The sequence below is a fragment of the Planococcus sp. ISL-109 genome, from assembly GCF_018613655.1.
Lineage (GTDB): Bacteria > Bacillota > Bacilli > Bacillales_A > Planococcaceae > Planococcus.
This window is the reverse complement of the sequence record NZ_JAGGPW010000023.1, coordinates 34,611-49,563: the sequence shown is the minus strand read 5'-3', so window position 1 is coordinate 49,563 and position 14,953 is coordinate 34,611. Positions and strand designations below refer to the sequence as shown.

The window sequence follows — 14,953 nt, the reverse complement described above, 5'->3', positions numbered from 1 at the left end:
ACTTATACAGCATGAAATAATGCTTTCGGACTTTGATTATCACAAAACTAAAGAATGGCGAGGTATGGCAAATGACTGATTTGCGTTTGCCCGAAAAGCGTTTTCGGCCGGAGTTGGAAGGAGTCCGCGCGGTCGCAGCTCTTTTAGTGGCAGTTTATCATATTTGGATCGGTTCGGTTTCAGGCGGGGTCGATGTTTTCTTCATCGTCTCGGGGTATTTGATTACGACATCTCTTTTGTCACGGATTGTGCGGGATGGCCGCATCAATTATATAGAAAATTTATTGGGGCTCGCAAAACGGTTGTTTCCCCTGGCGTTTACGGTGATGGCGATATCCGCAGTAGTTTCGATTTTCTTGTTGCCTATGAGTACATGGCGCCAGACGATTGCGGAATTGTTTTCGTCGATGTTTTATTTCCAGAACTGGCAGCTGGCGAATAGCGCAGTCGATTATTTGGGGCAAAACAATGAGGCGAGCCCGTTTCAGCATTTCTGGGCGCTGTCGATTCAAGGCCAGTTTTATGTGACATGGCCGATCATCATCACGCTCGTTTATTTATTCGCGACGAAAATATTGAAGACGCCGGTGCGCAAAACCTTGCTGGCTGTGCTATCGACTATTTTTATCGCTTCGCTCAGCTATTCGGTTTATATTACTGCGGTCAATCAGCCATGGGCCTATTTCGATACGTTCGCACGCGTCTGGGAATTCAGCCTCGGCGGAATATTGGCGTTATTGCTGCCTTATTTGAAGTTTTCAGGCCGCGCCCATCTCATCATGGGGTGGGTGGGGCTTGCAGTTATCGCCTTCACCGGAATGGTGCTGCCGGTATCTACTGTATTCCCTGGATTTGCGGCCTTGCTTCCGACCGGTGGGGTGATCTTGGTCATCATCGCAGCTGAAAATGGCCAGGCATTCGGCGTGCAAAAATTGCTCGGTTCGAAGCCGTTCCAATATTTCGGCAGCATTTCCTATGGCTTTTATTTATGGCACTGGCCGTTGCTCGTTTTCTATTATGCGTATTTCAACACCGAAACGGTTTCCACCCTTGGCGGCTTGGGCATTTTGGCGCTGACCTTCGTATTGTCGATTGTCTCCATCCGGCTCGTTGAAGCGCCGGTGAGGCAGTTGCCGGTCAAAAAGTCGAAAAAGCGTTTGTCGACAGTGCTCATGACTTTGATGTTGCCGGCGCTTTTAGTCGGCTTGTCGTGGGGCGCATTTGTCCAAGCAAGCACAGGCGGAAGCTTTACGACGGAAGATAATCCAGGCGCCCGCGCCGTGTCAGAAGGTATTCAGCCGACACGCGGAGCGGACATTCAGCCGGATTTCCTGACAGCAAAAGAAGACTTGCCGACGTTTTACGGCGCGGATGACTGCACGACAAACGGCGGCACAAGCACAGATCTCAAAGACTGTTCATTCGGCGTGACGGAAAACCCTGAACATGTTGTGGCGCTTGTCGGCGGTTCGCATTCGGGGCATTGGTTCCCGGCGCTAGAAGAAATCGCGGAAGAATTGAATATGCGCATCGACGTCTACATTAAAGATGCGTGTCGCTTTACCGCAGATGATTTTGATGAGTTGCTGACCGAATCATGCATGGAATGGAACGATAACCTGGAAGAACATTTGATGGAAGAACCGCCGGATATGATCTTTACGACCGCCACGGTGGATAAAGGGGATACCGTACCAGGAGGGTATATCGAGAAATGGCAACGCTTTGAAGGAGTTGCTGATATATTCGCCGTGCGTGATAATCCTCGCATGAAGGTCGACCCGACGCTTTGCCTCGACAAGTTGAGCATCGCCAATTGTTCGGTAGAGCGCAGTGAGGCTTTATCCGATGTCGTGCCGTGGGAAAATACGGATGGCATATCGAGTAATGTATCGTTTGCCGACATGTCCGAATATTTCTGTACAGGCACCACTTGTTCACCGGTCGTCGGCAACGTGCTCGTCTACCGCGATCACCACCATTTGACGACGCTTTATTCCAAAACTTTAGGGCCGGCATTGAAAGAACAGCTCGAACCGGCTTTGCAAGACCCTTCATAATCCTGAACGCCTTCGTTAGCAACTAGCGGAGGCGTTTTCTATTGCTGCGTTGCGGCAGGGAAAAGCCTTCCTGTGTCGAAAACTATAGGCAGGAAAGATTTGTGGAAAGCGCAGTCGAAACGGAAAGGGGTATGACACATGAAACGCATTTGGCCGGTTCTTGGGTTATCGCTTAGTATGGTTGGCGCATTTGGAGCTTATCGGAAATACAAAAGTTTGACGCGGGCGGTGAAGCCGACGTGGCCGGAAGTCCGGCACGCCGGAGCCGTGACGCAGGAGATGGTGGACAATCTGCCAGAGCCGGTTGCGCAGTGGCTCGGAAAAATCGGGGCGATTGGCCGCGAGCAAGTGATGGGTGTGTACGTCAAACAAACGGGCTGGATGAAGACCAAGCCCGAACAGACGGAGTGGGCGGAGTCTAAAGCAGAGCAATATAGCTTTGTCGAGCCGCCGTCGTTTTACTGGAAAGCGCGGATGAAAATGGACGGCTTGTCGGTGACCGGTTCTGACAGTTTCCGTGACGGGCGTGCGGGCATGCGCATCCGTTTTGCAGGACTCGTGCCGATCAGCCGGTCGGTGCCGGATGGCAAGCTGAACGAGTCGGCGCTGCAGCGGTTTTTGATGGAAATGGTGTGGTGTCCGGGACTGGTGTTCAGCCCGTACGTGAAGTTTACGAAAAGCAGCGCGCGCTCCGTGGATGCGGAAATGACCTATAACGGGTCGACAGCTAAAGTGACGTTTGAGTTCGACGAGGAAGGGCGCATGAAACGCGCGCGGGCGATGCGCTACAAAGAAGTTGATGAAGAGGCGGTGCGCTTGCCGTGCATTGCCGAAGTGCACGAATGGCAGCACGTCGACGGCATTGAAATTCCGCTGCGCGCCGATATTACATGGCTACTCGATGGCCGGCCGTTCACCTGGTATAAATTTACGGTGGAAGATGCCGAAATCAATCCGCGCGTGCCAGCCTCATGGTGACGATAGCGGAAATGTGACAGAAAGTTCATTGTTTTTTGACTAATCGCCTTGACCCTTATCGCTCTAGGGGGTATCATGTGGGAATACTGAAAATTGCATAGCGAATTCTTATCTAGAGAAGTCGAGGGACTGGCCCGATGACGCTTCAGCAACCAGCCTTCATTGGTCAGGTGCTAATTCCAGCAGGCGCAAGCCTGGCAGATGAAAAGGAACGAGTCCGATATCGTAAAGCCTTCTTTTTCATGGAAGGCTTTTTTTATTTCATATCGATGCATTTTGACAACAGGCAGAAACCAAACCGGAGGAGGACAAACCATGTTATTAGATGAACTGAACAAACGGATGCTGACGGCAGACGGGGCCATGGGAACACTTTTGTACTCTTACGGCATTGAATACTGCAATGAGGAATTGAACATACAGCGCCCGGAAGTGATCGAAAAGATCCACCGCGATTATATCGCTGCCGGGGCGGATATTATCCAAACGAACACTTACGGAGCGAATGCCCATAAACTGGCGCGCTACGGCCTCGAAGAACAAGTCGAGTTGATCAATAAAGCGGCCATCACCATCGCCAACAAAGCTGCAAAGGACGGCGGGCAATTCGTCGTCGGCACGATCGGCGGCATCCGCGGCATCCGCAAAAGCGATGCGACTTTGAACGAAATCATCGCGATGGTCGATCAGCAAGCGCAGCACTTATTGTCGGGTGATCCGGACGGCTTGTTGCTCGAGACCTACTACGATTTTGAAGAACTCGCCGCCACCGTCAGCCACTTGAAAACTTTAACCGATGCACCGCTCATCGCACAGCTGTCGATGCACGAACCGGGCATTTTGCAAAATGGCATGAGCTTGAATGAAGGATTGCACCGTTTGGAAGCGCTCGGTGCAGAAATCGTCGGCGTCAATTGCCGTTTAGGCCCGCACCATACGATACAGGCATTTGAAGGAGTGGAACTGCCGAAAAAAGCGTTTTTATCGGCGTATCCGAACGCCTCACTCTTAGACATTGAAGACGGGCGCATCGTTTATGAATCGGAAGCAGATTATTTCGGGCGTGCAGCACTGCTGCTTCGCGAAGAAGGCGTACGCCTAATCGGTGGCTGTTGCGGCACGACGCCGAAACATATCGAAGCGGTGAAAAAGCGCATCGGCCATATGGTGCCGGTGACCGAAAAGACAGTCGAAAAGAAAAGGCCGATCGTCATCCGGGAAGCGGAAGTGTTGAAAGACAAACCTTTGCACGAAAAAGCGAAAACCGAGCGGACGATCATCGTCGAACTCGACACGCCGCGCCATTTGGACATCGATAAATTCCTCGAAGGCTCGAAAGCACTCGACGCAGAAGGCATCGATGCACTGACGATGGCGGACAATTCGCTTGCCTCGCCGCGCATCAGCAATATGGCGATGGGCTCGATTTTAAAACACAAGCAAGACGTCAGACCTCTTGCGCACATTACATGCCGTGACCGCAACTTGATCGGCCTGCAATCGCATATAATGGGGCTTGACGCACTCGGCATCCACGACATTCTCGCCGTGACCGGAGACCCGACAAAAGTCGGCGATTTCCCCGGCGCGACAAGCGTCTACGACGTATCGAGCATGGAATTGATCCAGCTCATCAAAAAGCTCAACGAAGGGATTTCCTTCTCCGGCAAGCCGTTGCGCAAAAAAGCGAACTTCTCGGTCGCCGCAGCGTTCAACCCGAACGTCCGCGTCGTCGAGCGTGCAGTCGCAAGGCTCGAGAAGAAAATCGAAGCGGGGGCGGATTATTTCATTTCGCAGCCGGTGTATACGAAAGAGAAAATCATTGAAATCTATGAGGCGACAAAGCATTTGGAAACGCCGATTTTCCTTGGAGTCATGCCTCTGACGAGCATACGCAGCGCGGACTTTCTGCATAATGAAGTGCCGGGCATCAAACTATCGGAAGATGCGCTGGCACGCATGAGCGCATGCGGCGAAGATAAAGACAAAGCGACCAAAGAAGGCATCCAAATCGCCAAAGAACTGATTGATACGGCGGCGGAATTGTTCCACGGAATTTATTTGATCACGCCGTTTGTCCGCTACGACATGACGGTGGAATTGATCCGCTACATCCGCCAACTAGATATAGAGAAAGCGAGCGATGGCCAATATGTCAAAACATCTAATTGAACAACAGCTAGAACAGCGCATTTTGATCATCGACGGTGCAATGGGAACGATGATCCAGAACGCGGATTTGTCACCGGAAGATTTCGGCGGAGAGGAATTTGACGGCTGCAACGAATACTTGAATATTGTCCGGCCAGACGTCATCGAAGGCGTGCACGACGCATACCTTGAAGCAGGCGCTGACATCATCTGCACGAATACATTCGGCGGAACGCCCGTCGTGCTTGACGAATACGATCTCGGAGACCAGGCAGCTGACATCAATAAAAAAGCGGTGGAAATCGCCAAGCGGAGCAAGGCGAAATACTCGACGCCGGAATGGCCGCGCTTTGTCGCAGGGGCGATTGGGCCGACGACAAAAACTTTGTCGGTGACAGGCGGCATCACGTTCGATGAATTGAAGCGTGATTTCGGGGTGCAGGCGAAAGCTTTGATCGAAGCAGGGGCCGATCTGTTGCTGCTCGAGACCAGCCAGGACATGCTCAACGTCAAAGCGGCGACGATCGCGATTCGCGATGCCTTCGAAGAAACCGGTATAGAACTGCCGGTGATGATTTCCGGAACGATCGAACCGATGGGGACGACGCTCGCCGGACAGACGATCGAAGCGTTCTATATTTCCATCGAACACATCAAGCCGTTATCTGTCGGCTTGAATTGTGCGACCGGGCCTGAATTCATGACCGATCATTTGCGGTCGCTTTCTGAACTGTCGGCAGGCTATGTCAGCTGCTATCCAAACGCTGGACTGCCGGATGAGGAAGGGCATTACCACGAGACGCCGGAATCCTTGTCGAAAAAACTGCGCGGCTTCGCTGAAAAAGGTTGGCTCAATGTTGTCGGCGGCTGCTGCGGTACAACGCCTGCCCATATTGCGGCAGTAAGGCAAGCGGTTGTTGATATCGAACCGCGTAAGCGCCATACGGAAAGCCACGGACATGCAGTATCCGGTATCGAAGTGCTTGAGTACGACGAATCGATGCGCCCGCTGTTTGTCGGGGAGCGCACGAACGTTATCGGTTCACGCAAATTCAAACGCCTTATTATAGAAGGAAAGTTCGAAGAAGCGGCGGAAGTTGCACGAGCGCAAGTGAAGAACGGTGCACACGTCATCGACATTTGCCTGGCGAATCCGGACCGTGAAGAACTCGACGACATGGCTGCATTCATGCAGGAAGTCGTGAAAAAAGTGAAAGTGCCGATCGTCATCGATTCCACCGATGAAGAGGTCATCGAAATGGCGCTCAAGTTTTCACAAGGAAAAGCGATCATCAATTCGATCAACTTGGAAGATGGCGAAGAGCGGTTCGAGGCGGTCATGCCGCTCGTCCAAAAATATGGGGGCGCTGTCGTCGTCGGAACAATCGATGAAGTCGGCATGGCCGTGACGCGCGAGCGCAAACTCGAAATCGCGGAGCGTTCATACCGATTGCTGACGGAAAAATGGGGGCTCGCACCGGAAGACATCATCTTCGATCCGCTCGTCTTCCCGGTCGGAACAGGGGATGAGCAATACATCGGAGCGGCTGTCGAAACGGTCGAAGGCATCCGCCTCATCAAGGAAAAGTTGCCGCGAGCATTGACCATACTCGGCGTTTCGAACGTATCGTTCGGCTTGCCGCCGGTCGGCCGTGAAGTGCTGAACGCTGTGTATTTATACCATTGCACACAAGCCGGGCTCGATTATGCAATCGTCAATACCGAGAAGCTGGAACGCTTCGCCTCGATTCCGAAAGAAGAAGTGAAAATGGCGGAAGAATTATTGTTCGATACGACCGACAAAAACTTGGCTGACTTCACAGCCTTCTACCGCGACAAGAAAAAAGAAAAAACGGTGGACGATATTCCGAAAACCGTGCCGGAACGTTTGGCCTATTATATTCTTGAAGGCACGAAAGAAGGGCTCATTCCGGATCTCGAACTAGCACGGGAAATGTACGACACCCCGCTGGAGATCATCAACGGCCCGCTCATGGAAGGCATGGCGGAAGTCGGAAGATTGTTCAACGACAACCAATTGATCGTCGCGGAAGTGCTGCAAAGCGCCGGCGTCATGAAAGCAGCCGTGTCGCATTTGGAGAACTTCATGGAGAAAAAAGCGGACGATAGCGGCAAAGGCAAAGTGGTGCTCGCGACCGTCAAAGGCGACGTCCACGACATCGGCAAAAACTTGGTCGATATCATCTTGTCGAACAATGGCTTTAAAGTGATCGACATCGGCATCAAAGTGACGCCGGCGGCATTGATCGAAGTTATCCGCAAAGAGAAGCCGGACATCATCGGCTTGTCGGGACTGCTCGTCAAATCCGCCAAGCAGATGGTGCTGACGGCGCAGGATTTCCGCGAAGCGGATATCGATGTGCCGATCCTTGTAGGTGGAGCGGCCTTGTCGCGCCGCTTCACTGAGACGAAAATCGCTGCGGAATACGACGGCCCGGTCATTTACGCAAAAGACGCGATGCAAGGGCTTGACCTCGCAAACCGTCTGCAAAGCGGTGCCGGAAAAGCGGTATTGCTAGAAGAACTCGGCGCCCAGCAGGAAAAGCGCCAGCTGCAGGAAGCGGCACGCTCAGAAAAAGGCACCGTCGCCACTTTGGAAAAACCGGTCAAGACGGTGCGCGAAGATGCGCCTATTTACGTGCCGAACGATTTGCGCAGACATGTGCTAAAAGATTATTCGGTGGCGCATTTGTATCCGTACGTCAATATGCGCACGCTCATCGGCCATCACCTCGGGCTGCGCGGCTATAGCGAAAAAACGCTCGCACAAGGCGATGCGCGCGCAGTCGAATTGCACGAACTCGCGACACGCTTTCTTCAGTCAGGCTTTTTGAAGCCGGCAGGGATGTACCAGTTTTTCCCGGCGCAGTCCGATGGCGACGACGTCATCATCTACGACCCGAAAGACGCCAAGACGGAAATCGAACGCTTCACGTTTCCGCGCCAGCAAAAAGCGCCGTTCTTATGCCTCGCCGATTACTTGAAATCGACCGCGAGCGGTGAAATGGATTATGTCGCGTTCATGCAAGTAACGGCGGGACACGGCGTGCGTGCAGAGGCGACGCGCTTGAAAGAAGCGGGCCGTTTCCTCGAGAGCCATACGCTGCAGGCGACGGCACTCGAACTCGCAGAAGGCTTTGCTGAGCGGATACACCAGGAAATCCGCGATCAATGGGGCTTTTCCGATGGCACGGATTTCTCGATGCGCGACCGCTTTGCGGCGAAATACCAAGGGCAGCGTTTTTCCTTCGGCTATCCAGCCTGTCCGAATCTGGAAGATCAGGCGAAGTTGTTTAATCTTATCAAACCGGAAGACATCGGCGTCCATTTGACGGAAGAATTCATGATGGACCCGGAGGCATCGGTATCGGCGATTGTTTTCGCCCATCCGGATGCCCGCTATTTTAATGTGGAATAATGGAAACGGACCGGGAGTTTTCCCGGTCCGTTTTTCAGTGTGTCGAGAAATTCCAGTTAACCGTGGTTTTCCGAAGCTTACCACCCGCTTTCCGTGGGCTCGCGCCCAAGCCTCCTCATTTGCGGGGTCTCGGTCGTCTCGCTATGCCACAGGCGTCGTGTGGACGCTTCTCCAAACCACTCTGAAGGTTCACTAATAGAAGTGTCTATTCAATTAGCCCGAAACTGAAAGTCATTAATTTTTTCAGCAAGCTAGAAGAGGACTGGGAGATTTCTCGGTCCGTTTTTAGGTTGCCGAGAAACCTCATCCGCTTATTCGTTCCGTTCCAGCCGGACGCTTTCGGGCCCACAGGATGTGGCTCATGCAGCTGGCGCGACAGGACGTCGCGTCTAGCTGCCCAGGCACAGTCGCTGACGCTGCTACAGGGTCTTCGGCTCGTGTCGCCGGCTTCCACTTTACTAGCGTTAAGTATGTACTTTTACAAACCACTTTCATATTTAAATGATGATTGGTAAGCAATAAAGCTCCTAACTTTTTTCAACTAAAAGATTGTGACTTATTCAATTCTCTGGAAGCGGACCGGTGAACCTCGGTCCGTTTTTCTATGCGCTCAAGTGGTATGATTTAAGATAGAGAAAATTAGGAGGTGCGGACTTATGACGGTCCTGAACATTTTGGATTATTCGCCGGTCGATGAAGGCGAGACGGCCGCCTCAGCGCTCGCGTCTACAGCAGAGCTCGCCCGACTCGCGGATAGCTCCGGCTATCACCGCTACTGGGTCGCAGAACACCATCAAGTGTATTCGGTCGCGGGCAGTTCGCCGGAGATGCTTATGATGCATATAGCCACGCTCACCGAACGCATCCGTATCGGCTCAGGCGGCGTCATGCTACCGCATTACAGCGCCTATAAAGTGGCGGAGAATTTCCGCCTGCTCGAAGCCTTGCATCCGAACCGCATCGATCTTGGGGTGGGGCGTTCCCCGAGCTTCCGTCTCGTCAACCAGGCACTCAACGAATCAAAAGGCCGCGTCCCGTATGAGCAGCAGCTCATCGACTTGGAAAAATACTTTACTGATGACGTGGACAGTGAGCACCGCTTCCAAAAACTGAAAGTGACGCCGATCACCGGCACAGCTCCCGAATTATGGCTGCTCGGCACCGGCGAAGGTTCGGCGAAACTTGCGGCCGAGCGCGGCATGGCTTACGCTTATGCCCATTTTGCGCGTCCCGAAAAAGCGGGGATCGAGGTCGTTAAACACTACCGCGAAGCCTTTAATCCTTCGCGCATTCGGAATCATCCGCATGTATCGGTCGCGGTCTTTGCGATTGTCGGCGAAACAGAGGAACAGGCGGAACAACTCGCGAAAGCCTTTGATTTATGGCTGCTATTCGTCGAGTCGGATTTCCAACCGCCGTATTACCCGTCGGTCGATACAGCGCATGCCCGCCGTTTGAGCGTATCGGAACAAGAGCGCGTCGCAAGAAACCGCAGCCGCTTGCTCGTCGGCACCGCTGAACAAGTGAAACAACAGATCGAAACAGTCGCAGAAGAATTCGGCGCTGACGAAATCACCATCATCCCGAATATATCCGGTCACATCCACCGTATGAACACCGTACGGTTATTAGCAGATGCATTCGGAATGCAGTAAAAGAAAGAAAAATATCCAATATCAGGCCGCATCTATTAAATTTTCCCTGATATTGGGATAGTTTAGGTGAATAAAAATTCAGAAAACATTATAAAGCCTGAGAATATTCAATATTGCCTTTTATTTGAGGAAATTGTCCTTTATAATGGTAAAAAACCAAGAGGAGGAAACGATATGAACAAATATAAATTAAGCGCTTTCACAGCAGTAGTAGCTGGGGCGATGACGCTTGCTGCATGTGGCGGCGGTGAAGAAGGCGGATCCGGTGATGAGGGCGGTGGCGAAGGCCTCGACACGAACATCGTCACGATCGCAACGGGTGGTGCATCAGGCCCTTACAATATCATCGGCTCAACACTTGCGGACGTTTACAGCAATGAATACGGTGTCAACTCCCGTACGCAAACGACAGGAGCTTCAGTGGAAAACGTCAACTTGATGAAAGAAGACAAAATCGAAATGGCGTTCACGATGAGCGACGTCGTCAGCCAGGCAGTAGAAGGAGAAGAAAGCTTCACGGAGCCGACGGACAAAATCAGTCAAATCGCAGCACTTTACCCAAACTATGTCCAGATCGTCACGACAGCTGATTCCGGCATCGAAAATTTCGATGACCTGGTCGGCAAACGCATCGCGGTCGGTGACCAAAACTCCGGCGTAGAAGTGAATGCCCGTACGCTTCTTGAAGGCCACGGCATCACGTATGATGATATCCAAGTCGATTACCTCGGCTATGCAGAAGCGGCAGATGGACTGCGCGCCGGCCAATTGGACGCAGCATTCCTGACGAGCGGCTTGCCGAACGCATCACTGCTCGAATTGTCTGAAACACTTGATATCCGCATGGTTGCAATAGATCCTGAAGACGTTGCCGAAATCGCACAAGACAAGAGCTATTTCGTCGCGCTTGATATCCCTGCAGACACATACGGTAACGAGGAAGCTGTTCCGACAGCAGCGATCATGAATGCTTTGATCGTCCACTCGGACATGAGCGAAGACGATGTCTACAAAATGACGAAGACGTTCTTTGATAACCTTGAAACACTCGGGAATTCCCACCAAGCTGCGACTGACATCACGTTAGAAGAAGCCCAAGAAGGCCTTGTAGCGCCATTGCACCCAGGTGCTGAACGTTTCTACAGTGAACAATAAGCTTTTGGGAGGGGGAGCATTCTTGATGGTGCTCCTTTTTTTCCTGCTGATAAAACTGCCGGTCATCGCATTTGAAACCGATGGGGAGCAGTTTTATTTGAAGGAAAAGGCGTTCGAATTGTCGTGGATCCATTCGGTCGAAAAAGAAGAATGGCGCGAGTTTTACGAACGGGACGGGGGAACGCTCACATTGACGGAAACCCATTTCAAAACTTTCGGTGCCGGTGTGCCGTCTGATGGCATCATTTTGCCGTCCGATGATGGCTTTGTCCATATGCGGATCGACCGCGTAATGGACGAGCTCAATTTGACGGTCTCGGAAAATGCCCAAACGACTATCCGTACCGGCGGCCGTGAGATTAAGTTATATGCATTGATCGATGATTACGAAACATTCCGGATTTCGGTCGATTACATTCATTTATGGAATTACGTAGGAGGGAAGACATTATGACCAAAGACAACCGGGATTTGGATGTCGAGAGCGTCTCGGCTCATAACGATGACAAATCCGCCAACCAGGAAGTGTTGGAGAAATACGACACGGATGCGAAAGTCCGGAAGCTGAAAAACCGCAACTTCGCCTTTCTCATCGCGGCGATTGCAATCGCCTACTCTGTCTTTCACCTATGGGTGACATTCAATCCGATGCCGGCGCTTCAAGCCCGCTCGATTCACGTAGCGGTCGGGATGGGGCTAGTATTCCTCGTCTATCCATCGTTTAGAAAACAGGACCGGACGCGCATTCCTTTCTACGATTGGATGCTGTTCCTGTTCAGTTTGGCGACTGCCGGCTATTTGATCTACGAATACGAAGCGATCATGACGACGCGCGGCGGGATTCCGAATACGCTCGACATCATCATGGCCGTCGCGACAGTCGTGCTCGTCCTAGAAGCGGCACGCCGCGTAACGGGCATCATCTTGCCGATACTCGCGCTCGTGTTCTTGGTCTATCCGTTCATCAGCCATTTCGGCTGGATGCCGAATATGCTCATGACGCGGCCGTTTGACCTCGGCGATATTTTCGGCCAGCTGTACTTGAAAACGGAAGGACTCTACTCGACGGCGATTTCCGCCTCCTTGCAGTTTATCTTCCTGTTCATCCTGTTCGGTGCGTTTCTCGCAAAATCCGGTATGGGCCAGCTGTTCAATGATTTGGCGATGGCTCTCGCCGGATCCAAGCAAGGCGGACCGGCGAAAGTTGCCGTCATTTCTTCCGGCTTCATGGGAAGCATCAACGGTTCTGCAATCGCCAACGTGGTCGGAACCGGTGCCTTCACCATCCCGTTGATGAAAAAAATCGGCTACAATAAAAACTTCGCGGGTGCCGTCGAGGCAAGTGCCTCGGTCGGCGGGCAAATCTTGCCGCCGATCATGGGCGCCAGTGCCTTCATCATGGCCGAGACGACGGGCATCGCGTACGGAACGATTGCGCTAGCCGCACTTCTTCCGGCTGTCCTGTATTTCCTCGGCGTCATCATGCAAGTCCATTTCCGCGCCGGCAAAGATAATTTGAAAGGCATTCCGAAAGCCGACTTGCCGCGCACGAAAGAAGTATTGAAAGAAAAAGGCCATTTGCTTTTGCCGATCGTCGGTTTGGTGTTCATGCTCTATACGGGCATGCCGATCGCGTATGCTGCTTTCTATACGATTGTTTTGACGGTCGTTGTTGCGGCATTCCGCAAATCGACGCGCATGGGTCCACGTGATGTTTTAGAGGCGATGGAAAACGGCGCACGCCAGTCCCTTTCCGTTATGATCGCCTGTGCGGTCGTCGGAATCATCATCGGCGTCGTAAGCCTAACAAGCTTCGGAACGGTCATGACGTCTGCGATTACAGCGTTTGGCGCAGGTTCCCTGTTCTTTACGCTGTTCCTGACGATGATCGCATCGATTGTCCTCGGTATGGGCTTGCCGTCCATCCCGGCTTATATCATCACAGCGACAATGACAGCACCGGCACTTGCTGAGTTCGGCATTCCGGTTCTGGTTGCGCATTTGTTTGTATTCTATTTCGGGATTTTCGCGAATATTACGCCTCCTGTGGCGCTGGCGGCCTTTGCGGGCGCGGGTGTTTCCGGGGGGGATCCGATGCGCACCGGCTTCAACGCTTTGAAGCTCGCGATCGCCGGGTTCATTATCCCGTATCTGTTTGTCTATAATCCAGCGATGCTGATGATCGATACGACCGATATTGCGGTCAATGCAACGGAGTTTGCACTGCCGCCGATATTCGATATTGTGCTGATCACGGTGACGGCGATTATCGGGATCATTGCGCTGAGTGCTACGGCAGAGGGCTATCTTAAGACGCGCATGAATGTAGTGACGCGGATTCTGCTTGGTGTTGGTGCATTGATGACGATTTTCCCTGAGCCGTTGACGGACACAATCGGACTCGCGATTGTGCTGGGAATTTTCGCTTTGAATTATTATCATGCACGGAAAGAAAATCAAACGCCGAATACGGCTTGATAAGTGAAAGTAGGCTGCCGAGAATTTTCTCGGCGGCTTTTTTTTGAAATTTTTGTTGAATGTTGAGTTGTGAAGGGGGAGATTGCGCTCCGGGGGGCGGGCGTCGAGCCAATGTGCCGCAAAGAGCGCGCCACATTTGTCCCGCTCGGTCCCGCTCGGTCCCCGAGGGAGTCGGCAGTTTCCGCTGCATCTCTAGGTTTATATTTGTGATAAACAACTTCGTTTTCTAAAATCAGCAACAGAAAAAAATCTTGGCTATGTCATAAAGCAATTTCACTGAATTGTTTTCATCTCAAAAGTAGTGATCGGTTACTCATGAAATTCAGCTATGCTGATTTTTAAGTTGTGGATGAATTATGTAAAAGTAGATACATTTTCACTTTTTCAACTCAATGAGATATAAAAGCAGCATTGCGCTTACGGGTGAAGCGAAGCAGTGAGGCAGCGGATCCATTCGTGATGCTAAACCAAGCAACAGCATATTTCAACACAGCAACTTCAGCTCATTTCCGTCATTCCACTAAGGAAGCGATTCCCCCAACAGCGGATGAATCCTGCAGAAGCACATAAAATTTTACCAACTCGAACCAATGAAATCTAAAAGCCACCTCGCGTACAAGGGTGAGCCGAGGCAGTGAGACAGACGTTTTTTCCTGGCTCACTGCAAGAGGCCAACCCAAAGCGAGTTGGCGAATCCATTGCGCATGAAAAAATGAACGGTATTTCTTTTCGCTGGAAATATCCAGCTACTTAAAATATCCGCTCATCTAACTAAGCTCGTTATCCAATCAAATGAACCGATCAAAACCGGACATATCCTAGGATTCTTGCAGTATTGATTTAGAAAAGTAACCTCGCGCTTACGTGAAGCGAAGCTGCGGAACGTTTGGAGACAAAAGAACAATGCATTCAATATTCCTGAAGCTAGGAATACCAAAAAGGAAAAACTGAAAGCAGCGCTATCCGTGTATAATACAAACTAAAGATAGTGGTTCTGCATATGACTGGTGGTAGATGCTGGAATAAAAACTGGTGAT

8 protein-coding genes and 1 riboswitch are annotated in these 14,953 nt (G+C 51.7%); all 8 genes read left to right on the top strand.

Features of this window, described 5'->3' with window-relative positions; all coding sequences use genetic code 11:
• Window positions 1-71: 71 nt before the first annotated feature.
• The 8 genes from J7E21_RS14175 to J7E21_RS14140 all read left to right on the top strand — a co-directional run bounded on the left by J7E21_RS14175 (window position 72) and on the right by J7E21_RS14140 (window position 13,916).
• Window positions 72-2,060: an acyltransferase family protein gene (locus J7E21_RS14175; protein WP_215108890.1), complete on the top strand. Its 1,989-nt coding sequence runs from the start codon at window positions 72-74 to the stop codon at window positions 2,058-2,060.
• Window positions 2,061-2,198: 138 nt separating this feature from the next.
• Window positions 2,199-3,038 (top strand): DUF6920 family protein, encoded by an 840-nt coding sequence (locus J7E21_RS14170; RefSeq protein ID WP_215108888.1) that lies wholly within the window; start codon window positions 2,199-2,201, stop codon window positions 3,036-3,038.
• Between the two features lie 105 nt (window positions 3,039-3,143).
• Window positions 3,144-3,246, top strand: a riboswitch (SAM riboswitch).
• Window positions 3,247-3,353: 107 nt separating this feature from the next.
• A complete protein-coding gene (locus J7E21_RS14165) occupies window positions 3,354-5,210 on the top strand; it encodes a bifunctional homocysteine S-methyltransferase/methylenetetrahydrofolate reductase (protein WP_251048020.1) in 1,857 nt (618 codons plus the stop codon).
• Entirely contained in the window at window positions 5,191-8,628 is a 3,438-nt protein-coding gene (gene metH, locus J7E21_RS14160) for a methionine synthase (protein ID WP_215108885.1), read from the top strand. The genes J7E21_RS14165 and metH overlap by 20 nt, the downstream gene beginning before the upstream one ends.
• A 656-nt stretch (window positions 8,629-9,284) precedes the next feature.
• Complete coding sequence (locus tag J7E21_RS14155) at window positions 9,285-10,283, top strand: LLM class flavin-dependent oxidoreductase (RefSeq protein WP_215108883.1); 999 nt, start codon at window positions 9,285-9,287, stop codon at window positions 10,281-10,283.
• A 174-nt stretch (window positions 10,284-10,457) separates the two neighbouring features.
• Window positions 10,458-11,438: a TAXI family TRAP transporter solute-binding subunit gene (locus J7E21_RS14150; protein ID WP_215108881.1), complete on the top strand. Its 981-nt coding sequence runs from the start codon at window positions 10,458-10,460 to the stop codon at window positions 11,436-11,438.
• 25 nt (window positions 11,439-11,463) lie between these two features.
• The gene (locus J7E21_RS14145) at window positions 11,464-11,892 is read left to right on the top strand and encodes a DUF1850 domain-containing protein (protein ID WP_215108979.1); all 429 of its coding nucleotides are present in this window, start codon (window positions 11,464-11,466) and stop codon (window positions 11,890-11,892) included.
• Window positions 11,862-13,916, top strand: coding sequence for a TRAP transporter permease (locus J7E21_RS14140; RefSeq protein ID WP_483313498.1), 2,055 nt, complete (start codon window positions 11,862-11,864; stop codon window positions 13,914-13,916). The genes J7E21_RS14145 and J7E21_RS14140 overlap by 31 nt, the downstream gene beginning before the upstream one ends.
• Window positions 13,917-14,953 lie beyond the last annotated feature (1,037 nt).